General features: G+C 66.2%; 19 protein-coding genes and 1 pseudogene. 13 read left to right on the forward strand and 7 right to left on the reverse strand.

Features of this window, described 5'->3' with window-relative positions; all coding sequences use genetic code 11:
• Positions 1–10: 10 nt before the first annotated feature.
• Both efp and earP read right to left on the reverse strand, forming a co-directional pair.
• Positions 11–577, reverse strand: a complete 567-nt coding sequence (gene efp / locus GSQ95_RS26180; RefSeq protein WP_166655901.1) for an elongation factor P — start codon at positions 575–577, stop codon at positions 11–13.
• 48 nt (positions 578–625) lie between these two features.
• A pseudogene (gene earP / locus GSQ95_RS26185) lies at positions 626–1,753 on the reverse strand (elongation factor P maturation arginine rhamnosyltransferase EarP); the annotation flags it as partial.
• A 138-nt stretch (positions 1,754–1,891) separates the two neighbouring features.
• Between earP and GSQ95_RS19310 the strand changes: the two are divergent.
• Entirely contained in the window at positions 1,892–2,584 is a 693-nt protein-coding gene (locus GSQ95_RS19310) for an endonuclease (protein ID WP_158892791.1), read from the forward strand.
• A 6-nt stretch (positions 2,585–2,590) separates the two neighbouring features.
• Here the strand turns inward: GSQ95_RS19310 and GSQ95_RS19315 are convergent, their stop codons facing one another.
• From GSQ95_RS19315 to GSQ95_RS19325, 3 genes are all read right to left on the reverse strand, one after another.
• On the reverse strand, positions 2,591–3,202 hold the full coding sequence (locus GSQ95_RS19315) for a tRNA-(ms[2]io[6]A)-hydroxylase (protein WP_178118419.1): 612 nt from the start codon (positions 3,200–3,202) through the stop codon (positions 2,591–2,593).
• A 73-nt stretch (positions 3,203–3,275) separates the two neighbouring features.
• A complete protein-coding gene (locus GSQ95_RS19320) occupies positions 3,276–3,752 on the reverse strand; it encodes a DUF1289 domain-containing protein (RefSeq protein WP_133860666.1) in 477 nt (158 codons plus the stop codon).
• 109 nt (positions 3,753–3,861) lie between these two features.
• Positions 3,862–5,307: an NCS1 family nucleobase:cation symporter-1 gene (locus GSQ95_RS19325; protein ID WP_158892787.1), complete on the reverse strand. Its 1,446-nt coding sequence runs from the start codon at positions 5,305–5,307 to the stop codon at positions 3,862–3,864.
• Between the two features lie 298 nt (positions 5,308–5,605).
• Here GSQ95_RS19325 and GSQ95_RS19330 point away from each other — a divergent pair, with 298 nt between their 5' ends.
• The 12 genes from GSQ95_RS19330 (at position 5,606) to GSQ95_RS19380 (ending at position 19,974) form a co-directional block, all read left to right on the forward strand.
• The gene (locus GSQ95_RS19330) at positions 5,606–6,310 is read left to right on the forward strand and encodes a GntR family transcriptional regulator (RefSeq protein WP_158892785.1); all 705 of its coding nucleotides are present in this window, start codon (positions 5,606–5,608) and stop codon (positions 6,308–6,310) included.
• An 8-nt stretch (positions 6,311–6,318) separates the two neighbouring features.
• Entirely contained in the window at positions 6,319–7,050 is a 732-nt protein-coding gene (locus tag GSQ95_RS19335; RefSeq protein ID WP_158892783.1) for an aspartate/glutamate racemase family protein, read from the forward strand.
• A gap of 352 nt (positions 7,051–7,402) precedes the next feature.
• A complete protein-coding gene (acnB, locus tag GSQ95_RS19340) occupies positions 7,403–10,003 on the forward strand; it encodes a bifunctional aconitate hydratase 2/2-methylisocitrate dehydratase (protein ID WP_158892781.1) in 2,601 nt (866 codons plus the stop codon).
• A 240-nt stretch (positions 10,004–10,243) separates the two neighbouring features.
• Complete coding sequence (locus GSQ95_RS19345) at positions 10,244–10,456, forward strand: hypothetical protein (protein ID WP_158892779.1); 213 nt, start codon at positions 10,244–10,246, stop codon at positions 10,454–10,456.
• A gap of 43 nt (positions 10,457–10,499) precedes the next feature.
• The gene (locus GSQ95_RS19350) at positions 10,500–11,567 is read left to right on the forward strand and encodes an endo-1,4-beta-xylanase (protein ID WP_158973875.1); all 1,068 of its coding nucleotides are present in this window, start codon (positions 10,500–10,502) and stop codon (positions 11,565–11,567) included.
• 282 nt (positions 11,568–11,849) lie between these two features.
• A complete protein-coding gene (locus GSQ95_RS19355) occupies positions 11,850–12,068 on the forward strand; it encodes a hypothetical protein (protein ID WP_158897040.1) in 219 nt (72 codons plus the stop codon).
• Positions 12,069–12,207: 139 nt separating this feature from the next.
• Positions 12,208–12,300, forward strand: coding sequence for a potassium-transporting ATPase subunit F (locus tag GSQ95_RS26190; RefSeq protein ID WP_178123841.1), 93 nt, complete (start codon positions 12,208–12,210; stop codon positions 12,298–12,300).
• A 9-nt stretch (positions 12,301–12,309) separates the two neighbouring features.
• The gene (gene kdpA / locus GSQ95_RS19360) at positions 12,310–14,007 is read left to right on the forward strand and encodes a potassium-transporting ATPase subunit KdpA (RefSeq protein ID WP_158897041.1); all 1,698 of its coding nucleotides are present in this window, start codon (positions 12,310–12,312) and stop codon (positions 14,005–14,007) included.
• A gap of 1 nt (position 14,008) precedes the next feature.
• Positions 14,009–16,039 carry a potassium-transporting ATPase subunit KdpB gene (gene kdpB, locus GSQ95_RS19365; protein WP_158897042.1) on the forward strand — a complete coding sequence of 677 codons (2,031 nt, stop codon included), beginning with the start codon at positions 14,009–14,011 and terminating at the stop codon, positions 16,037–16,039.
• A 10-nt stretch (positions 16,040–16,049) separates the two neighbouring features.
• A complete protein-coding gene (gene kdpC, locus GSQ95_RS19370; protein ID WP_158897043.1) occupies positions 16,050–16,601 on the forward strand; it encodes a potassium-transporting ATPase subunit KdpC in 552 nt (183 codons plus the stop codon).
• Complete coding sequence (locus GSQ95_RS19375; protein ID WP_158897044.1) at positions 16,598–19,222, forward strand: sensor histidine kinase KdpD; 2,625 nt, start codon at positions 16,598–16,600, stop codon at positions 19,220–19,222. The genes kdpC and GSQ95_RS19375 overlap by 4 nt, the downstream gene beginning before the upstream one ends.
• Before the next feature lie 62 nt (positions 19,223–19,284).
• Complete coding sequence (locus GSQ95_RS19380) at positions 19,285–19,974, forward strand: response regulator (protein WP_158897045.1); 690 nt, start codon at positions 19,285–19,287, stop codon at positions 19,972–19,974.
• Positions 19,975–20,277: 303 nt separating this feature from the next.
• Here GSQ95_RS19380 and GSQ95_RS19385 read toward each other — a convergent pair whose 3' ends face one another.
• Both GSQ95_RS19385 and GSQ95_RS19390 read right to left on the reverse strand, forming a co-directional pair.
• Positions 20,278–20,652, reverse strand: a complete 375-nt coding sequence (locus tag GSQ95_RS19385) for a histone-like nucleoid-structuring protein, MvaT/MvaU family (protein ID WP_007158514.1) — start codon at positions 20,650–20,652, stop codon at positions 20,278–20,280.
• A 349-nt stretch (positions 20,653–21,001) separates the two neighbouring features.
• Positions 21,002–21,577, reverse strand: coding sequence for a hypothetical protein (locus GSQ95_RS19390; RefSeq protein ID WP_158897046.1), 576 nt, complete (start codon positions 21,575–21,577; stop codon positions 21,002–21,004).
• Positions 21,578–21,785 lie beyond the last annotated feature (208 nt).

A 21,785-nucleotide genomic window follows, 5' to 3' on the forward strand; every position in this document is an offset into this window, starting at 1 on the left:
GACGCCTGGTTTAGACCTTGGCGCGCGACTTGTACTCGTTGGTACGGGTGTCGATCTCGATGTGGTCACCGATGTCGCAGAACTCGGAGACCTTCAGCTCATAGCCGTTGTTCAGGCGAGCGGTCTTCATGACCTTGCCCGAGGTATCGCCGCGAACGGCCGGCTCGGTGTAGGAGATCTGGCGCACGATGGTGGTGGGCAGTTCGATGGAGATGACGCGGTCGTTGTAGAACACCGCTTCGCAGACGTCGGTCATGCCGTCTTCGATGAAGGCGATGGCATCGCCCAGGTCGTCTTTCTCGACTTCGTACTGGTTGTAGTCGTTGTCGACGAACACGTACAGGGGATCGGCAAAGTAGGAATAGGTCACTTCCTTGCGATCCAGAATCACCGGCTCGAGCTTGTCGTCGGCGCGGAAGACGGTCTCGGTCGCGCTGCCGGAGAGCAGGCTCTTCAGCTTCATCTTGACCACTGCAGCGTTACGGCCGGACTTGTTGTATTCAGCTTTCTGGATGACCCAGGGAGCGTTGTCGATCATGGCCACTTGGCCGGCACGGAACTCTTGTGCGGTTTTCATGCGGTTATCCGTATGGATGGAAGAACGGGATTTCGAGGCGCCATATGATAGCCAATCTGTATGGAAATGCACCAGGCTGCCGGCAAGATCGCTGTGAGAAGCCATCTGATCGCTCCACTCACGAGCCAGCAGACGCCAGTTTTCCACCTGCGCCTCCAGCGCCGACCAGGCGGCCGCCAGGTCTCCGCGACCGTTCCAGGCCAGCCAGAGGGCGCTGACCGCGGCGGCCAGCGCCGGCGGGCCGGACGCGGCATAGCGCGCCAGGAAGGCCTCAAGCTTGACGAAATGAGCGTCCTCTTCCTGCGGATAGATGTGCCAGACGAAGGGATGCGCCGCCCATTGCGCACGGACGAAGGAGTCCTCGCCACGGATGGCATTGAAGTCGCAGCACCACAGCAGCCGGTCGTACTCCTGCTGGGAGACGAAGGGCAGCACCTGCACCCGCAGGGCGCCGCGACGGTGACCGTCGCCGGCCTTGAGCCAGTCCACGCCGAGCCAGGCGGCGACGTTCGCCAGCACCCGTCCTTCCGGCACCAGCAGGCAGGTGGGCTGGGCGCCAACGCTGAGGGCATCGAGCCAGTCGATCAGCGCCGGGTTTTCGTAGGCGAACAGCGAGAACAGCCGCTCCCCGGGTTGGCGCCGCACACCCAGTCCAGCGAGAAAGTCGTCCTGGGCCGCGGCCGCCTGGAGGAAGCCGTCACGCTGATCGAGCAGGTCGTGCTCGCGCAGCAGCCCGCCCACCTTGGCGGTAAAGCCGGGAAAGAAGAAGTACTTGTTCAGCCCGGTAGGCTGCAGCGACGGCAGGGCGTGACAGCCTTCGATCCACTCCTCGGCGCTCAGGTATTCCAGGTTGAGCCAGAGCGGGCGGGCGGCGCGACGCGCCATGGCGGTGACGAAGCCTTCCGGCAGCTGACAGGCGAAGGCTTCCACCACCACGTCGCCGGGCTCGGCCGCCGTCCAGTCGGCGTGCCAGAGCCGCACCTCGACCCCGCGATGCCATTGCTGCTCGGCGGTGCCATCGACCCCCGGCTGGATCCGCGCCAGGGGATAGAGGTCGTCGATCCAGAGGCGGACCTGCTGTCCATGCTCGGCGGACAGCTGATGGGCCAGACGCCAGGTGATACCGGCGTCGCCATAGTTGTCCACCACCGTGCAGAAGATATCCCAGGCTGCCATGCCATACCTCTAAGTCATTGATATCGAATCGTGTTCCGCCTGATTGGCGGGCGGACGCGGGACGGCTTCCAGTGAACCCAGTCACACCGCGACCAAGAGCGGGTCGGTAGTATCCGCGCTTTTTCGGACGGATTCTAAATGTCGTTGCGCCCTGCCCTGCTGTTCTGCCTGAGCCTGGCTTCCCTGAGCGCCCTGGCGACACCCCAGCCGCCCCGTACCTTCGGCGAAGCCAAGGTGGTGGCGGCCAAGGTCTATGCCAAGCAAGGCGTGGATTTCTATTGCGGCTGCCACTACAGCGGCAAGACCGTGGACCTCAAGAGCTGCGGCTACGTCCCGCGCAAGAGCGCCCAGCGCGCCAGCCGCATCGAATGGGAACACATCGTCCCCGCCTGGGTGATCGGCCACCAGCGCCAGTGCTGGCAGAAAGGCGGCCGCAAGAACTGCACGGCCAACGATCCGGTGTACCAGAAGGCCGAGGCCGACCTCTTCAACCTGGTACCGGTGGTCGGCGAGGTCAATGGCGACCGCAGCAACTTCGCCTTCGGCTGGCTGCCGCAGAAGCCCAGCCAGTATGGCGCCTGCCAGATGGTGGTGGACTTCAAGGCCAAGACGGCCATGCCCCGCCCGGAAATCCGCGGCATGGTCGCCCGTACCTACTTCTACATGAGCGATCGCTACGACCTGCGCCTGTCCAAGCAGGATCGCCAGCTCTACACCGCCTGGACCAAGCAGTATCCGCCGGAAGCCTGGGAGCGTCAGCGCAACCAGCGCCTGGCCTGCATCATGGGTCGCGGCAATCCCTATGTCGGCGAGACCAAGGCCTGCAAGTAATGCGCTTCAAGCAGCGGTTGGAATGCCGCTGTGGAATCTCAGCTCGCGATCGCTGGAGGTGATCAATTCCACCTCCAGGGCGCGGACCTCGGCGATCTTGGCGTCGACGTCGTCGCGCTCGCCATACAGATAGGCGAGCTTGAGATAGTCCTGGAAATGCCGGGCCTCGGAGGCCAGCAGACCGCCGTAGAACTTGCCCAGCTCCGCATCCAGGTGGGGCGCCACCGCACCGAAGCGCTCGCAGGAGCGACATTCGATGAAGGCACCGATCACCAGGCTGTCGGTCAGCTTCAGCGGCTCATGGTTGCGGCAGAGCTTGCGCAGGGCGCCGGCATAGCGGGCCGAACTGACGTTGCGGTGCTCGATGCCGCGACGCTTCATGATCTGCAGCACCTGTTCGAAATGGCGCAGCTCTTCGCGGGCGATGCGCGACATCTTCCAGGACAGCTCGGCGCGATTGGAATAGGTGAACAGATAGTGGAAGGCGGCGCCGGCGGCCTTCTTCTCGTTGTTGGCGTGGTCCTGCAGCAGCGTCGGCAGGTCCTGCAGCGCGGCCTCGACCCAGGCATCCGGCGTGCGGCAACCGAGGAATTCGTTCATCTCGGGCAAGGACATCAGCGTGCTCCCGTGCAAAAGCCGCGCATTATAGAGAAAGGCAGGCGCCTGGGCAGCGCCGCCTGCCTGCTGGCGTTCAGACGCGGCTGTCGATGCCTTCGAGCAGGAAGCGCGGGGCGATGTAGCGGTCGTAGTGGGCTTCGGAGAGCAGGAAGAATTCCCGGTCGATGGCGTCGCGCAACTCGGCCAGGGGGCGATCGCGAAACTCCGGCAGCAGGCGCAGCCCATAGGCATCCAGTTGCTGGATGTGGCGCGCGCCCCGGGCCAGCAACTGATAGGCCCAGCAATACTCCGACTGATCGGGCCGGAAGCGGATGCTGCGTTGCTGCAACTGCTGGCGCAACAGTGCCGGATCGAAGACATCGACCTTGGCCGACACCACCTGCACCAGCAGCAGCTCCAGACGCGCCCACACGGCGCGCCGCTCTTCTTCGCTGTAGAGATTCCAGTTCACCACCTCGTGGTGGAATCTCTTGCAGCCACGACACACGTGGTCGCCGAACATCGTCGAGCACAGGCCGACACAGGGCGTCTTGATGACAGGAGCGGGCATGGGCGGCAAGCCTTGGAGCAAAACACCTAGTCTAGCCGGAAACGTCAACGACCGGCGCGGGTGGCCCGCGCCGGTCGTACAGAATCCCATCCTGATCACAGGATGCGGATCACACCGCGGCGACACCTCGGCTCGCCAGCGGACTGGCGCTGCGGCGGCTCAACCCGTAGAAGAACAGTCCACCGAGGAAGCAGCCGGTGAACCAGGCGAAGTTGGCGATCGGCTTGAACCAGGGCACGAAGGTGAAGCACAACCCGATCAGCGCCGCCGCGACCAGTGCCTGCACCGCCACCCAGTTGACGCCGCCGCTGTACCAGTAGGCGCCATTCGGGGTGTCGTCGAACAGCGCATCGACCTCGATACGGCCTTTGCGCAGCAGGTAGTAGTCCACCAGCAGGATGCCGAACAGCGGGCCGATGCAGGCAGCCAGGACGTCCAGGGTGTAGTGGATCACCTCGGGGTTGTTGAACAGATTCCAGGGGGTGAGGAAGATCGAGGCCACCGCGGCGATCATGCCGCCCGCACGCCAGCTGATCTTGCTGGGCGCCACGTTGGCGAAGTCGAACGCCGGCGAAACGAAGTTGGCGACGATATTGATGCCGATGGTGGCGGTGACGAAGGTGAAGGCGCCGAGCAGCACCGCGGTGGTGTTGTCGATGCGGGCCACGGTGGCGATGGGATCGTGGATCATCTCGCCGAACACCGGCAGGGTGCCGGACACGATCACCACCGTGACCAGGGAAAACGCCAGGAAGTTGATCGGCAGGCCCCAGAAATTGCCGCGACGCACATCCTGCATGGAGCGGCAGTAGCGGCTGAAGTCACCGAAGTTGAGCGTGGGCCCGGAGAAATAGGACACCACCAGGGCGATGGCGACGATCACCTGGCCGAAGGCGGTCCAGCCGGTCAGCTGCTTTTCCGCCAGGGTGAAGCTGATGTTGCTCCAGCCGGCACGCCAGACGATCCAGGCGGCGAGGAGGAACATCACCGCATAGACGGCCGGACCGGCCCAGTCGATGAAGCGGCGGATGGATTCCATGCCGGCCCAGAAGACGCAGGCCTGGAGGAACCAGAGGGTGAGGAAGCCGCCCCAGCCGAGATAGGACAGGCCTAGGAAGCTGCTGTCGCCATAGACCGCCAGCGCGGGAAAGAAGCGCAGCACCACGATGACCAGGGCACTGGAGGCCAGATAGGTCTGGATACCGTACCAGGCCACCGCGATCAGGCCGCGGATCACCGCCGGGATATTTGCGCCGAAGACGCCGAAGGCCAGGCGACAGATCACCGGATAGGGCACGCCAGCCTGCTGGCTGGGCCGGGCGACCAGATTGGCGATCACCTGAACGATGCAGATCCCCACAAGCAGGGCGATCAGCACCTGCCAGCTGGCCAGGCCCAGGGCGAACAGGCTGGCGGCGAAGACATAGCCGCCGACGCTGTGCACGTCGCTCATCCAGAAGGCGAAGATGTTGTACCAATTCCATTTCTGCTCGACCGGGCCGAGATCTTCGTTGTACAGACGTGGGCTATAGCCCGGGGGAATCTGCTGGTTCATGGATCGCCTCCTCCGTGGTGGCGGACACCTGCATACGGCGCCTGCCTTGTTTTGTATACAATCCCTCCAGGCAGAGTCCGTGCCAGGTGCGCCGAGATGGCCTTAACTCGCTGGCTCCATAGGAAATTTCCAGGAAGGGAGGCTCTAAGTCAGCGGCCGGATCGTTACCGGGGATGCACTCCCCTGGGGCGTTAGGTGGCAATGAGGCGCTACCTTGGCGCACAGAGCCCGACGCATTCGCGCATCGTCAGCGCCCCAGACTTTGTATACAATTCAGGCAAATCGCCGGAGTCAGCCCATGAGTGCAGTACCCTCGCCGCTCGCCGTTGCCGCCTCGCCCCGGGACGAGCGGATCTACCAGGACATCCTTGAAGCCATCGTCGAGCATCGCCTGGCGCCAGGCACCCGGCTGCCGGAAGACACCCTGGCGGAGACCTTCGGCATCAGCCGCACGGGCATCCGCAAGGTGCTGCAGCGACTGGCGCTGGAACGCCTGGTGACCCTACGCGCCAATCGCGGCGCCCAGGTCGCCCAGCCCAGCGCCAAGGAAGCCCAGGACATCCTCGCCGCGCGCCAGTTGATCGAACCGGCGCTGATGCCCCTGGTGGCCGCCCGGGTCGACAGCGCCCAGCTGGCGTCCCTGCGGCAACATTGCCTCGAGGAGCACGAGGCCCAGCACGGCGGGCGCCACAGCCTGGCGATCCAGCTGTCCGCGCGCTTTCACGTCGAACTCGCCGCTCTGGCCGACAATCAGGTGCTAACCGAACAGGTCGCCCAATTGGCCAGCCGCTCTTCGCTGCTGATCGCCATCTACGGCTCGCGGCACAGCCTGGGCTGCGATTGCGGCCAGCACGAAGACCTGCTGGACCTGCTCGCCCAAGGCGAGGGTGCGGCCGCCAGCGACTGGATGGCGCGCCACCTGCGCCTGATCCGCGAATCCCTCCGGATCGACCGGCCCACGGCCGCCGAGCCCGATTTCCGCAGCATCTTCAAACGCAGTTGAGGCCCCTCATGCAGATCCAGGTCATCAATCCCAACACCAGTGCCAGCATGACCGCCAAGATCGGTCGCGCGGCCCAGGCCATCGCCCGTCCGGGTACCACCATCCTCGCCAGCAATCCCGACGCCGGCCCGGTGTCCATCGAGAGTCATTACGACGAGGCCGTGGCCGCGGTCGGCGTGATTGAAGAGATGCGCAAGGGCGTCGAGGCGGGCTGCGCGGCCCATGTCATCGCCTGCTTTGGCGATCCGGGCCTGCTCGCCGCGCGGGAAATGGCCAGCGGGCCGGTGCTTGGCATCGCCGAGGCCGGCTTCCATCTGGCCAGTCTGCTGGCCACTCGTTTCGCCGTGGTGACCACCCTCACCCGCACCCGCATCATCGCCGAGCACCTGCTGCAGCGGTACGGCTTCGCCGAACTCTGCACCTCGGTGCGCTGTATCGACCTGCCGGTACTGGCCCTGGAAGCCGCCGACGACAGCCTGATCGAACTGATCGCCGCCGAGGGTCGCCGTGCCCGCGACGAGGAAGGCGCCGGCGCCATCGTGCTCGGCTGTGGCGGCATGGCCGTTCTGCGCGAAGCCCTGAGCGAGGCCATCGGCATCCCGGTGATCGAAGGCGTCAGCGCCGCGGTCAAGCTGGCCGAGTCCCTGGTGGACCTGGGGCTGGGCACCAGCAAGCATGGCGACCTGGCCTACCCCATCGCCAAGCCCTTCAGTGGACGCTTCGCCCATCTGGGCCGCTAGCCTGCCGCCGGGGTCCGGCAACCTGCAGCAGAGATGCGACAACGCAGCGCTTAACTTCGTCCGAGGCTTGGCGTAGAATTAGGCAGCCTTATAGGCGCAATGTCCGATACGAAGCTGTTTTCAAAGCGTCACGAGCAAAGTATCCGGTGATCCGGCAGCGGCGGCCTCATCAACCGCCCTGCCGCCGATCAGCTCTTCAGCAGCCGGCGTAAAACTTTGAAAACAGCTTCCGGCGGAATGCGTCCGGCGCGACGGCGGTCCTGCCCGCAGCCTCCCCCGTCATACCCTGCCGGATACATTCCGGGGCGCCAGCCCCCGGACGCAATATTGGACCACTGATGAGGGTCAACCTGTGCTTGAAGCCTATCGTAACCACGTAGAAGAGCGTGCCGCCCAGGGCATCGTGCCCCAGCCGCTGAACGCCGAGCAAACGGCCGGTCTGGTCGAACTGCTGAAGAATCCCCCGGCCGGCGAAGAAGAATTTCTCGTCGACCTCATTACCAACCGCGTACCGCCGGGCGTCGACGAAGCCGCCTATGTGAAGGCTGGTTTCCTCTCCGCGGTCGCCAAGGGCGAAACCCAGTCCCCGCTGATCTCCCGCCAGCGCGCCACCGAATTGCTGGGCACCATGCAGGGCGGCTACAACATCGCCACCCTGGTCGAGCTGCTGGACGACGCCGAACTGGGCGCCGTGGCCGCCGAACAGCTCAAGCACACCCTGCTGATGTTCGATGCCTTCCACGACGTGGCCGAGAAGGCCAAGGGTGGCAACGCCCACGCCAAGGCCGTCATGCAGTCCTGGGCCGAGGGCGAGTGGTACCAGAAGCGTCCGGAAATCGCCGAGAAGTACACCCTGACCGTGTTCAAGGTGCCGGGCGAAACCAACACCGACGACCTCTCCCCCGCCCCTGACGCCTGGTCGCGTCCGGACATCCCGCTGCACGCCCTGGCCATGCTGAAGATGGCTCGCGACGGCATCGTGCCCGAGCAGCAAGGCAGCATCGGGCCGCTGAAGCAGATCGAGGAAGTGCGCGCCAAGGGCTTCCCGGTCGCCTACGTCGGTGACGTGGTCGGTACCGGTTCTTCCCGCAAGTCCGCCACCAACTCGGTGCTGTGGTTCTTCGGCGACGACATCCCCTACGTGCCGAACAAGCGCGCCGGTGGTTTCTGCTTCGGCTCCAAGATCGCCCCGATCTTCTACAACACCATGGAAGACGCCGGCGCCCTGCCGATCGAATTCGACGTGTCGGAGCTGGAAATGGGCGACGTCATCGACGTCTATCCCAAGGCCGGCAAGGTCACCCGCCATGGCAGTGACGAGGTGCTCGCCACCTTCGAACTCAAGACCCCCGTGCTGCTGGACGAAGTCCGCGCCGGTGGCCGTATCCCGCTGATCGTCGGCCGTGGCCTGACCGAGAAGGCGCGTGCCGAACTGGGCATGGGTCCGACCGACCTGTTCAACAAGCCGGACCAGCCGGCCGAGAGCAGCAAGGGCTACACCCTGGCGCAGAAGATGGTCGGCAAGGCCTGCGGCGTCGAGGGCGTGCGCCCCGGTACCTACTGCGAGCCGAAGATGACCACTGTCGGTTCCCAGGACACCACCGGTCCGATGACCCGCGACGAGCTGAAGGACCTGGCCTGCCTGGGCTTCTCCGCCGACCTGGTGATGCAGTCCTTCTGCCACACCGCGGCCTATCCCAAGCCCATCGACGTCAAGACCCACCACACCCTGCCGGACTTCATCCGCACCCGTGGCGGTGTCTCCCTGCGTCCGGGCGACGGCATCATCCACAGCTGGCTGAACCGCATGCTGCTGCCCGACACCGTCGGCACCGGTGGCGATTCCCACACCCGCTTCCCGATCGGCATCTCCTTCCCGGCAGGTTCCGGCCTGGTGGCCTTCGCCGCGGCCACCGGCGTCATGCCGCTGGACATGCCGGAATCGGTACTGGTGCGCTTCAAGGGCAAGATGCAGCCCGGGATCACCCTGCGTGACCTCGTGCATGCCATCCCCTACTACGCCATCCAGAAGGGCCTGCTGACCGTCGAGAAGAAGGGCAAGAAGAACATCTTCTCCGGCCGCATCCTCGAGATCGAAGGCCTGGAAGACCTGACCGTGGAGCAGGCGTTCGAGCTGTCCGATGCCTCCGCCGAGCGTTCCGCCGCCGGTTGCACCATCAAGCTGTCGCCCGAGTCCATCACCGAGTACCTGCAGTCCAACATCACCCTGCTGCGCTGGATGATCGAGGAAGGCTACGGTGATCCCCGCACCCTGGAGCGCCGTGCGCGCGCCATGGAAGCCTGGGTTGCCAATCCGGAACTGCTGGCTGCCGATGCCGACGCCGAATACAGTGAAGTCATCGAGATCGACCTGGCCGAGGTCAACGAGCCGGTGCTGTGCGCCCCGAACGATCCCGACGACGCCCGCCTGCTGTCCCAGGTGGCCGGCGACAAGATCGACGAGGTGTTCATCGGTTCCTGCATGACCAACATCGGTCACTTCCGCGCCGCCGGCAAGCTGCTGGACAAGGTCAAGGGTTCGATCCCGACCCGCCTGTGGCTGTCGCCGCCGACCAAGATGGACCAGCACCAGCTGACCGAGGAAGGCTACTACGGCATCTACGGCAAGGCCGGCGCGCGCATGGAAATGCCGGGCTGCTCGCTGTGCATGGGCAACCAGGCCCGCGTGGCCGCCAACGCCACCGTGGTGTCCACCTCCACCCGTAACTTCCCCAACCGCCTGGGCGACGGTGCCAACGTCTACCTGGCGTCGGCGGAACTGGCCGCAGTGGCCTCGATCCTGGGCAAGCTGCCCACTGTCGAGGAATACATGGAATACGCGAAGAGCATCGACAGCATGGCCGCGGACGTCTACCGCTACCTGAGCTTCGACCAGATCGCCGAATTCCGTGAAAGCGCCGAGAAAGCCCGTATCGCTGCCGTCGAAGTCTGACGCCAGCGTTCGGTACTGAAAAACCGCCCCTCTTGGCGGTTTTTTTATGTCCGCTCGCAGTAGTGTGGACAAGGCGCAGCTCGTCCACGTGGAAAGCCGGGCGGGGGCCCATTGATAGCGGTCCGTGGAAAAGGCTGCGCCGTTTTCCACGCTACGAGGACTTCATCCCAGGCACGTGCCTTAAGCAGCACTTAACCCGGACGCTCTAGGCTCTGGGCTCCCTTATGCCGAGGTCTGCCCATGAAACGTCTTGCGGTCGTCATCCTGTCGGTCTCCCTGCTCGGCCTCAGCCAGGTAAGCCTGGCGGCGGGTTGCATCAAGGGCGCTGTAGTCGGCGGAATGGCCGGGCATGTCGCCGGTCACCATGCCATCGCCGGTGCCGTTGCTGGTTGCGCCATCGGCCACCACCTGGCGGCGAAGGCCAAGGAAGACCCGCAGCACCCTCATGGCTGATCGGCCGGCCGCCATCACGACAGACTGCGGGAGAATCATCCCGATGCCGCGTCCCCTGCTTGCGCTGCTGTTGTCGCTGGGTCTCTGGAATGCCGGTGCCCTGGCCGCGGAGCCGACCGCCACGCGCTCCCTGGCCGCGGCCTATGGCGCACGCCTGAAGATCGGCGCGGCGGTCGAGCCCGAGCAACTCGCGGCTGCCGACGGGACGCTGCTGGCCCGGCAATTCAGCAGTCTGGTGGCGGAAAATGCCATGAAGCCCCTGCGCATTCATCCCCAGGAAGACCGCTATGTCTTCGGACCGGCCGATGCCCTCGTCGCCTTCGCCGAACAGCACGGCCTGGCAGTGCGCGGTCATACCTTGCTCTGGGGCAGCCACACCCCGGACTGGTTCTGGCAGGGTGCCGATGGCCAGCCGGCCACGCGCGACCAGGTGCTGCAGCGCCTGAAGCAACATATCGCCACGGTGGTCGGTCATTACCGCGGGCGGGTCTATGCCTGGGATGTGGTCAACGAGGCCATAGAGCCCAGTCAGTCCAGTTGCCTGCGTGACGATCGCTGGATGCAGGTGGTCGGTCCTGACTATCTCGCCGTGGCCTTTCGCGCCGCCCATGCCGCCGATCCCCAGGCGCGACTGTTCATCAACGACTTCAACACCCAGGAACCGGCCAAGCGCGACTGCCTGGCGCGGGTGGTGAAGGGCCTGCTGGCCGAGGGCGTGCCGGTGCAGGGCATCGGCCACCAGACCCATATCAGTATCTACTGGCCATCCCTGGCAGCCATCGACCAGTCGCTCACCACCTTCGCCCGCCTCGGACTGGAAAACCAGATCACCGAGCTGGACATGAGTCTCTACCAGCATCGCGACTACCAGCCGCTGCAGCCACTGGCGCAGCGCCTGAACCTGCAGGCCGAGCGCTATCGCGACCTCATGGCCCTGGTGCTGACCCATCCCGAGGTCACCGCGGTGACCTGGTGGGGCGTCGCCGATAAGCACAGCTGGCTGAACCACCAGCCCGGGGCGCCCGGGGACGACCAGCCGCTGCTGTTCGATCGCCAGCAGCGGCCAAAGCCGGCCTATTGGGCGGTGCTGCATCTGCGACCACATGAGTAAGTACGCCTCGCCAACGGCTCCAACGCAACCTCTTCATTCTTGCCGAGGCCTAGCCTTGTCGCGGCTGGTACCTGGATCGCGCGGCCTTGGGCCGCGCCTACAGTCATACCTGAGGCGGTAGGAGCGGCCCAAGGCCGCGATATCGATGGCCCGCTGACGCTGCCGGTGATGGGTGGCGTCCACGGCACTCTGGTGGCCGAGAGGGAGAGCCGGAGAACTGATACGGATCAGCCTGGTCAATTGTTACAGGACATTACTTCGCACCCACGAGAGGTCGCCACCATGAAGCTCCTGCCTACCCTTGCCCTGTCTGTTCTGCTGCTCGGCGCCAGCCAAGCCACCTTCGCCGCCGGTTGCGTCAAGGGCGCCGTGGTCGGCGGCGCCGCGGGCCATGTTGCCGGTGGTCACGGCGTTGCCGGTGCCGCGGCTGGCTGCGCCATCGGTCACCACGAGGCCAACAAGAAGGCCAAGGAAGAACAGCAGGCCGCGCCCAAGCAATAGTCCCAAGGCCCCGCCCGCACCGGCGGTCGGGGCCGATTTAACGCTTTCTTTACGCCCTGCCACCACTCCCCGCCTCGCTTCTTTACGCCCCTCCTCCCGACAATTTCTCCACGCGGCAACGGCCGTCTCTGGAGAACTCGTGATGACCCCCTGGAATCTTCTGGCCCTGCTCCTGGCACTGGGTCTGTTCGTCTATCTGCTGGCGGCGCTGCTACGCGCCGGCCGGTCCTAGGGAGGCGGCATGGACAGCCAAGCCGCGTTCCTGATCCTGGCCTTTCTGGCCCTGACCTTTCTTCCCGCGCCCTTCCTGGGGCGCTACTTCTACCGCGCGCTGGAAGGCGAGCGGACCTGGCTGACCTTTGTCGGCGGGCCCCTGGAGCGGCTGACCCTCAGGGTGGTGGGCACCGATGGCCGCGGCCAGGACTGGCGCACCTATGCCATCGCCCTGGTGCTGTTCAATGGACTGGGCATCGGGCTGCTGTTCGCCATCCTCGTGCTGCAGGGCAGTCTGCCGTTGAACCCGCAGCATCTGCCCGGGCTGGAATGGACCCTGGCGCTGAACACCGCCATCAGCTTCGTCACCAACACCAACTGGCAGGCCTACAGCGGCGAAGCCTCGCTGAGCTATTTCAGCCAGATGGTCGGCCTGGGCGTGCAGAACTTCGTCAGCGCCGCAGTGGGCGTCGCCGTGCTCGCCGCCCTGGCCCGCGGCATCACCCGCCGCAGCGCCCAGGAGATCGGCAACTTCTGGGTCGACCTGTTCCGCGCCACCTTCTATGTGCTGCTGCCCCTGTGCGTGCCCCTGGCACTGCTGCTGATCTGGCAGGGCGTGCCCCAGACCTTCGCGAGCTATGTCGACGCCACCACCCTGCAGGGCGCGACCCAGACCCTGCCGCTGGGCCCGGCCGCCAGTCAGATCGCCATCAAGCAGCTGGGTACCAACGGGGGCGGCTTCTTTGGCGTCAACTCCGCGCATCCCTTCGAGAACCCCACGGCGCTGAGCGATCTGCTGGAGCTGTCGGCCATCCTCATGATTCCGGCGGCCCTGGTGTTCAGCTTCGGTCACTACGTCAAGGATCGGCGGCAGAGCTGGGCGATCTTCGCCGCCATGTTCGGCCTGCTGGTGGTGGGAGGCACTGTCGCTATCGTTGCCCAGAACCACGCCAACCCCGCCTTGGCCGGCCTGGCGATCACCCAGGGGGCGTCCCTGGAAGGCCTGGAGACCCGCTTCGGCGGTACTGCGTCTGCCCTCTGGGCGACGGTCACCACGGCCGCCTCGAACGGTTCGGTAAATTCCATGCATGACAGCCTAGCGCCGCTGACTGGCCTGATCGCGCTGTTCAACATGATGCTTGGCGAGGTGATCTTCGGCGGCGTCGGCGCCGGTCTCTACGGCATGCTGCTCAATGTGCTGATCGCCGTCTTCATCGCCGGCCTGATGGTGGGCCGCACCCCGGAATACCTGGGCAAGAAGCTGGAAGCTCCCGAGGTGCGGCTGCTGGTGGCGACCCTGCTGGTGATGCCGCTGGGTGTCCTGGTGCTGGGCGCCATCGCCGCCAGCGTCCCGGCCGGCGTCGCCGGGATCGCCGCCACGGGCCCCCATGGCTTCAGCCAGCTGCTCTACGCCTATACCTCGGCCACGGCCAACAACGGCTCGGCCTTTGGCGGCTTCAGCGCCAATACGCCCTTCCACAACCTGATGCTGAGCCTGGCCCTGCTGATCGGTCGCTTCGGCTACATCCTGCCGGTCCTGGCCATCGCCGGCAGCCTGGCGGCCAAGCGTCCCGTGCCGCTCGGGCCCAACAGCTTCCCCACCCACGGCCCGCTGTTCGTCACCCTGCTGGTGATCACCCTGCTGCTGGTGGGTGGCCTGACCTTCCTGCCGACGCTCGCCCTGGGGCCGATCGCCGATCATCTGCAACTGTTCGGAGTCCGCTGAAATGGATGCCCAGACCCACACCCTGCCCACTCCTACCCCTGGCACCCTGTGGCGCCAGGCGCTGCGGCAGGCCTTCGTCAAGCTCGACCCGCGCCAGCAGATCCGCTCGCCGGTGATGTTCGTGGTGGAGATCACCGCGCTGTTCTCCACCCTGCTGTGCCTGGCGCCCAACAATGGCGTGAGCACCGGGGTGGCGGTGCAGATCACCCTCTGGCTGTGGTTCACCCTGCTGTTCGCCAACTTCGCCGAAGCCCTCGCCGAGGGACGCGGCAAGGCTCGCGCCGACAGCCTCAAGGGCATCGGCCAGAACCTCGCCGCGCGCCTGGAGGAAAACGGCGAGCACCGCATGGTGCCGGCCAGCTCCCTGCGCAAGGGCCAGATCGTGCGGGTGGAAGCCGGCGAGCTGATCCCCGGTGACGGCGAGATCATCGAAGGCGTGGCCGCGGTCAACGAGGCGGCCATCACCGGGGAATCGGCCCCGGTGATCCGCGAATCCGGCGGCGATCGCTCGGCCGTCACCGGCAACACCCGGGTGGTGTCGGACTGGATCCGGGTGCGCATCACCGCCAACCCCGGCGAATCGACCCTGGACCGCATGATCGCCCTGGTGGAAGGCGCCAAGCGCCAGAAGACCCCCAACGAGGTCGCCCTGGACATCCTGCTGATCGGCCTGACGCTGATCTTCCTGCTGGTGGTGGTGACCCTGCAGCCCTTCGCCGCCCTGGCCGGTGGCGAGCTGCCGCTGCTGTTCCTGGTGGCGCTGCTGGTAACGCTGATCCCCACCACCATCGGCGGCCTGCTCTCGGCCATCGGCATCGCCGGCATGGATCGCCTGGTGCGGCTGAACGTGATCGCCACCTCGGGGCGCGCCGTGGAGGCCGCCGGTGACGTCCATACCCTGCTGCTGGACAAGACCGGCACCATCACCTTCGGCAATCGCCGCTGCAGCGCCCTGTACGCGGCCCAGGGCATCACCCCCAAGGCCCTGGCCGAGGGCGCCCTCTATGCCTCCCTCGCCGACGAAACCCCGGAAGGTCGCTCGGTGGTGGAATACCTGCGCAACCTGCACCCGCTGGAAGAGCCGCCGCGCGCCCAGGTCACGCCCATCCCCTTCAGCGCCGAGACGCGCCTGTCGGGCATCGACTGGCAGGGCCGCGCGTATCGCAAGGGGGCGGTGGATGCCGTGCTGATGTTTCTCGGCCAGACCCGTGCCGACCTGCCGGAGGTACTGGCCCGGGAGATCGAGACCATCGCCAAGAGCGGCGGCACCCCGCTGCTGGTGTGCGGCGAAGGCCGGCTGCTGGGCGCCATCCACCTCAAGGACGTGGTCAAGCCGGGCATCCGCGAGCGCTTCGCGGAGTTGCGCACCCTGGGCATCCGCACCGTGATGGTGACCGGCGACAACCCCCTGACCGCCACCGCCATCGCCGCCGAGGCCGGGGTGGACGACGTCATCGCCGAAGCCACCCCGGAAAAGAAGCTGGAGCGCATCCGCAGTGAACAGGCCGAGGGCAAGCTGGTGGCCATGTGCGGCGACGGCGCCAACGACGCCCCGGCCCTGGCCCAGGCCGATGTGGGCATGGCGATGAACGACGGCACCCAGGCCGCCCGCGAGGCCGCCAACCTGGTGGATCTGGATTCGGACCCCACCAAGCTGCTCGACGTGGTGCAGGTGGGCAAGGAACTGCTGGTGACCCGCGGCGCCCTGACCACCTTCTCGGTAGCCAACGACGTGGCCAAGTACTTCGCCATCCTGCCCGCGCTGTTCGCCGGCATCTATCCGCAGCTCAACACGCTCAACGTGATGCACCTGGCCAGTCCGCAGAGCGCCATCCTCTCGGCCATCGTGTTCAACGCCCTGATCATCGTCGCGCTGATTCCCCTGGCGCTGCGCGGGGTGCGGGTCAAGGCCGCCAGCGCCGCCGCCCTGTTGCGCCGCAACCTGCTGATCTATGGCCTGGGCGGCATCGTCGTGCCCTTCGTCGGCATCAAAGCTATCGACCTGGCGCTCGGCGCCCTGGGTCTGGTCTGAGGAGACCGCCATGCTCATGCAATTGCGTTCCGCCGTATTGATGCTCCTGCTGCTCAGCGCCCTGACCGGGGGCGCCTACCCGCTGCTGGTGACGGTGCTCGGCCAGGTGCTGTTCGCCGACCAGGCCGGCGGCAGCCTGCTGCAGCGCGCAGACGGCAGCGTCCTCGGCTCACGCCTGATCGCGCAGAAATTCACCGGCCCCGAGTGGTTCCAGCCGCGCCCCTCAGCGGGCGACTACGCCACCGTCTCCAGCAGCGCCAGCAACCTGGCCCAGTCGGCACCGGGGCTGCGCGAGCGGATCGAGAAGGCGCTGCCCGAGGTCCAGGTGGCCGGCCAGGGCCCGGTGCCCCAGGAACTGGTGACCACCTCCGCCAGCGGCCTCGACCCGGACCTCACCCCGGCCGGCGCCCGCTATCAGATCGCCCGCGTCGCCGCCGCGCGAGGTCTCCCACCGGAGTGCCTGGACGCCCTGGTGAGCGAACAGACGCGCACCTCGCGCTTCGGTCCGGCAACGGTTAATGTCCTGCTCCTCAACCTGGCCCTGGCAGACCTGAGCAAATGACCGACAGCACCGGGCGTGCCGAAGCGCTGCTCGCCGAACACCGCGAAGGCCGTGGCCGCCTCAAGGTCTTCCTGGGAGCGGCGCCTGGCGTAGGCAAGACCTACGCCATGCTGCAGGCGGCCCAGACCGCCCTGCGCCAGGGCCGCCGGGTGCGCGCCGGGATCGTCGAGACCCATGGGCGGCGGGAGACCGCTGCCCTCCTCGCCGGCTTGCCGCAGCAGCCGTTGCGGCGGGTCGAGCATCGCGGCCTCAAGCTCAGCGAACTGGATCTGGAAGGCCTGCTGGCCGATCCGCCGGAACTGGTGCTGGTCGACGAGCTGGCCCACAGCAACGCCCCCGGCAGTCGCCATGCCAAGCGCTGGCAGGATGTCGAAGACCTGCTTGCCGCCGGCCTCAACGTCTACACCACGGTCAATGTTCAGCACCTGGAAAGCCTCAACGACGAGGTGCGCGACATCACCGGCGTCCAGGTCCGCGAGACGGTGCCCGACCAGGTGCTGCTCGATGCCGATGACCTGGTGCTCATCGACCTGCCGCCGCGAGAACTGCTGGAGCGCCTGCGCGAGGGCAAGGTCTATGTGCCTGAGCAGGCCCGCGCGGCCATCGACGCCTTTTTCAGCCAGACCAACCTGACCGCCCTGCGCGAACTGGCCATGCGCACCGCCGCGGCCCAGGTGGACTCGGCGCTCGCCCTGAGATACCGCCAGCAGGGCCAGGCCGCGCCACCGCTGCTGGGGCGTCTCATCGTCGGCGCCGGCACCGCGCCTTTGGCGGAGCGCCTGGTGCGCCATGCCAGCCGCCTCGCCGACCAGCGCCACCTGCCCTGGACCCTGGTCCACGTCGACACCGGCCAGCCGCTGGACGACACCGCCCGCGCTAACCTCCAGGCCAGTCAACGCCTGGCCGAACGCCTGGGGGGCGAGGTGCTGACCCTGAGAGACAGCGATCCGGCCCGCGCCCTGGTCCGCCATGCCCGCGACCAGCGCGCCAGCGTGCTGCTGATCGGTCGCGGCCGCCCGCGTGGCTTCAGCCTGCGGCGCCGCCTGGCCAGTCGCCTGCTGCGCCTGGCCCAGGGGCTGGAGATCGCCATCCTCGATCTGGATCGCGACGCGCCGCCCGCCGCCCGGCCACGCCGGGCGCTCAGGCCCGGTCCCTATGGCGCCGCCGTCCTGGCCACCGCCGTGGCCGCGGTCATCGCCGAGGGCCTGTCCGGGCTGCTGGAACTGCCCAATATCTCGCTGATCTTTCTTGCCGCCGTCCTGCTGGTGGCGGTGCGCAGCAGCCGCGGTCCGGCGCTGTTCTGCGCCCTGCTGGGCTTTCTCGCCTACGATTTCCTGTTCATCCCGCCGGCCTTCTCGCTGACCATCAACCGCGAGCAGGATGTCCTCACCCTGGCCTTCTTCCTGCTGATGGCCCTGCTCACCGGTGACCTGGCCGCCCGCCAGCGGCGCCAGCTGCAGGCACTGCGCCGCACCCAGCGCGAGACCCTGGCGCTGCTGGACTTCACCCGCCAGCTGAGCGCCGCCAGCGATCGCCAGGCGGTGGTCAGCGTCACCCTCAAGCAATTAGGGGATGCGACGCGCCACATCTGCCTGCTGCTGCCGGAAAAGGCGGGGCAACTGGTGACCCAACCGGGCGACCTGCTCTTGGCCGACCACGAACGCATCGCCGCCGAATGGGCCTGGAAGCAGGAAAAGCCGGCCGGCTGCGGCACCGACACCCTGCCCTCCGGTGGCTGGTGGTGGTGGCCGCTGCTCGGCGAGAGCGGCAGCCTGGCCGTGCTCGGCGTACGGCGCGACGATGCCCAGCCCCTGGACCACGCCGAGCGGCGCCAGCTGGCCAGCCTGGCGCAGCCGCTGGCCCAGGCCCTGGCGCGAGTGCGCCTCAGCGAGGATCTCGAAGCCGCGCGCCTGCATGGCGAGACCGAACAGCTGCGCAGCGCCCTGCTCGCCTCGGTGTCCCATGACCTGCGCACGCCGCTGACGGTGATGCGCGGCTCCATCGATGCCCTGGCGACCCTGGGCGAAGCCATTCCCGCCAGCGATCGCCAGGAGTTGCTGGAGGCCACCCGCCAGGAGGCCGAACGCCTCGATCGCTATATCCAGAATCTGCTCGACATGACCCGCCTCGGCCACGGCAGCCTGCAGCTGGCACGGGACTGGGTCGACCCCGGCGACATCCTCGCCAGCGCCCTGCAGCGCCTGCAGCCGCTGCTGAGCGGCTTGCAGGTAGCCACCCGGATCGAGCCGGGCCTGCCACTGCTCTGGGTTCATCCGGCGCTGATCGAACAGGCGCTGGTCAATGTGCTGGAGAACGCCATCCGCTTCTCCGCACCCGGCGGCCGGCTGGAAATCAGCGTGCTGCGCCAGGGCAATGAACTGCAGCTGGCCGTGGCCGACGAAGGCCCGGGCATTCCGCCCGAGGATCGCACGCGGATCTTCGACATGTTCTATACCGCCGCCCGCGGCGACCGGGGTGGGCAGGGAACCGGTCTGGGGCTGGCGATCTGCCAGGGCATGGTCGGCGCCCATGGCGGACGGGTCAGCGTGGAAGACGGCCTCGACGGTCGGGGCACCACGCTGCGCATGCATCTGCCACTGCCCGCTCCTCCGGCCGAATAAGGCCAGGCGACCCGGCAATCACAGCGGCTATGATGACGCCTTCTCGTGTGGAACCCGCTCAGATGCCCGCTCACGTCCTCGTCATCGACGACGAACCCCAGATCCGCAAATTCCTGCGCATCAGCCTCGCGGCCCAGGGCTACCAGGTCAGCGAAGCCGCCACCGGCACCGAAGGCCTGGCCCAGGCGGCGCTGAGCCAGCCGGACCTGGTCATCCTCGACCTGGGCCTCCCCGATCGCGATGGCCAGGAGGTGCTGGTCGACCTGCGCGAATGGTCCGCGGTGCCGGTGCTGGTGCTGTCGGTGCGGGCGGACGAGCGCGAGAAGGTCCGCGTCCTGGATGCCGGCGCCAACGACTACGTGACCAAGCCCTTCGGTATCCAGGAATTCCTGGCCCGCAGTCGCGCCCTGCTGCGGCAGACCCCGACCACGGCGACCCAGCAGGTCGCGGCGCTGGAGGTTGGCGATCTGAAAGTGGATTTCGCCTATCGACGGGTCGTTCTGGGCGGCAGCGAAGTGGCCCTGACGCGCAAAGAGTACGCCGTGCTGGCCGCCCTCGCCCACCATCCGGGACGGGTGGTGACCCAGCGGCAATTGCTGATCGATATCTGGGGCCCGACCCATGCGCAGGACAGTCATTATCTACGCATCGTGATTGGCCATCTGCGGCAGAAGTTGGCGGATGATCCGCTGGCGCCGCGCTATATCGTCACGGAACCCGGCGTGGGTTATCGCCTGCGTGTCGAAGGTTAGCCGTCCTGGACTGAATGCCGCTCGCCCAGTGCGGAAATAAGCCACCTTCCCCATCATTACCCCGTCCTTCACGGTCCGCATAAGGCGGCTCGCTTTGGCCTTCCTTGTAAACGCGCGGGGAATTAAAAGATATGATGAATACAGTGGTAGCCGCAGTTAGAGCTACGCCAGGAAAACCATTGCCCTTGGTATGGGCTTGAAGGTGGCGGGATTACGGGACGCGCCTAGATTGCAGCGGCGGGAAAAGGATTCCGGTCGATAGGCCTGCCTTGCGCAGCTAACGACCGAAATCCAGGCAAGACGTTACTGCAGCCAGCCTTCCACGGTATCGGCGCCGTGTTCGGCTTTCCAGGCTTTGAGCAACTTGTGGTTGCCGCCCTTGGTTTCGATGATTTCGCCAGTCTTGGGATGCTGATAACGCTTGGTGCTGCGCGGACGACGCTTGCCAGCCGGCTTCTCCGGATGCGGCGTCTGCGCCTTGTGCTTGGGGGCAGCGTTGGGATCCAGAATGCCAATGATATCACCCAGGTTCATGTGATATTCATCCATCAGCGCCTGGAGCTTACTTTCGAATTCGATTTCTTTCTGCAGGGAACTGTCTTGCTTGAGATCTTCGAGCAGTTGCAGTTGGGCGCGAAGTTGCTCTTCGGCAGCACGGAATTCGGCGAGACGGGACATGGGCACTCCTGGCAACAATCTGAAAAAGGCTAATGGAAATTTCGCCCGCGAGCGAAAGTTGCAGGCGAAGATAAAGGATTGATGCCGCGGATGCCAGTGACACGTAATCCTTTTAAAAAATAGCGGCCACTTCTTGCGACGGCAAGTTTGAATATTAAGAAAACCTTAAGCCAAGCCGGAGAATTGGCGCCAACAAGGTCTTGTTAGGCATCTTCGCAAGTAGTCTGGGAGTAACCGAATCCTCTCGAAGAAAGGCCGCCGAATACGAGCCTTCAATTCAACTGCATAATCATGCAGAAGTTGGCTGAACTCTGTGGCTCAGACTTCGCGAAGCGCTCTGGCATGCACCTCAGGCCGATGCGTCCAGATCCGGTTGCGCCTCGGGTACGGGCTGCCAGTTGAACGTCCGCGCTATTACCCGTCGGTATTCGGTGTCTATGGCCACCGGCGTCCGGCGGATATAGTCCCGCGCGTGCGCCTGCCGCTCATGGTCGAGTTTGCGCAGGTAATCGAGTGCCTGTTCCACCGTCGGCATGCGCTGATTGAGGCCGCCGCTGCGCGGCGGCAGGGCGGTCCAGACCACGGCGTCGACACCCTGCTCCGCCGCCCAGGCGGCGATGCGCTGCTGGAATGACGATTGCGGACCGCGCGGCCAGCTGCCGATGCACTCGGGTTGCTCCCTCGGCACCCCCTCGCGCGCGCGCAGGGCTTCACGCGCCTCGTCCAGGGTCTCGACCGCCAGAGAGGCCCAGAGCACCTGGACCTCGGCCACGCCCTCGCAGATGACCGTAGCCAACTCGCCGCTGTCGCCCTCCCGGGCGAATTCGATGGGCAACCAGGGTCCATCGGCGAACCAATCCGAGGCGACCGGCAATTCCGCCGCCTTCCAGATCAACGAACCCCAACCCAGACAGGCGATCTTCATGGCCACTCCCGCGCATCGATGATAGCCATTGGAGGCTAGCGAAGCGTTGGGGTTTCCCGCCGGCAAGACGTGGCGACAAAAGTGCAGGACGAAAAAAGCGGCCTCAAGGGCCGCTTTTTTCGTTACCCGCGAGGCAGAGCTCGCGAGCGGTATGTGGCGCAGCGGACGGGACTCGAACCCGCGACCCCCGGCGTGACAGGCCGGTATT

It is taken from the genome of Pseudomonas sp. BAV 4579 (genome assembly GCF_009765395.1).
Taxonomy (GTDB): Bacteria; Pseudomonadota; Gammaproteobacteria; order Pseudomonadales; family Pseudomonadaceae; genus Chryseomonas; species Chryseomonas aestiva.